Genomic DNA, 463 nt, shown 5'->3' on the forward strand with positions numbered 1-463 from the left:
TCAAGCGCTTATGAAGGCTTTAAAAGAAAAAGCTAGAAATCAAGCTATCCCTTATACACGCTATGTGAGGCATCTCATTGAACGAGATTTACGAAAAAGCCATCGGAATTAACCACCTCCCCACTTTAAGAACGGGGAGGGGAGATCTGTTTTTAACTTAAGCAACCTTTTTAATGGGGTGTTCTAAATTTGGTTCGTAAGCTTTCAAAAAAGAATCCATGCTATGCGGTAATTCTGAATCGCCAAAATCTGTTAAAACTGTTAAGATTTTAAGTATACTTGGCATCTCATCTCGAAGCTTTAAGATCAAAGCTTTTTCTACTACACTCATAGTGTCAACCAGAGCAGTACAATCTTTATCGCTCATACTTTCATGTCTAGAAAATTGAGATAATGCCATCCACAAATCGCATAAGAAATCGACACTGCACTTCATTGTACACCCCCAAAGATTTGTTCTCTC

1 protein-coding gene is annotated in these 463 nt (G+C 37.8%); it reads right to left on the reverse strand.

From position 1 onward, the window contains the following. Nucleotides 1-157 precede the first annotated feature (157 nt). Nucleotides 158-436, reverse strand: a complete 279-nt coding sequence (locus tag J7R05_RS07975; protein WP_010704774.1) for a hypothetical protein — start codon at nt 434-436, stop codon at nt 158-160. Between the last annotated feature and the right edge of the window lie 27 nt (nt 437-463).

The sequence above is a fragment of the Bartonella capreoli genome, assembly GCF_902813205.1.
Taxonomy (GTDB): domain Bacteria; phylum Pseudomonadota; class Alphaproteobacteria; order Rhizobiales; family Rhizobiaceae; genus Bartonella; species Bartonella schoenbuchensis.

Bases quoted from the DNA above. Each gene is read 5' to 3' on its own strand.
- J7R05_RS07975 (WP_010704774.1), bottom strand. From the start codon at position 436: ATGAAGTGCAGTGTCGATTTCTTATGCGATTTGTGGATGGCATTATCT.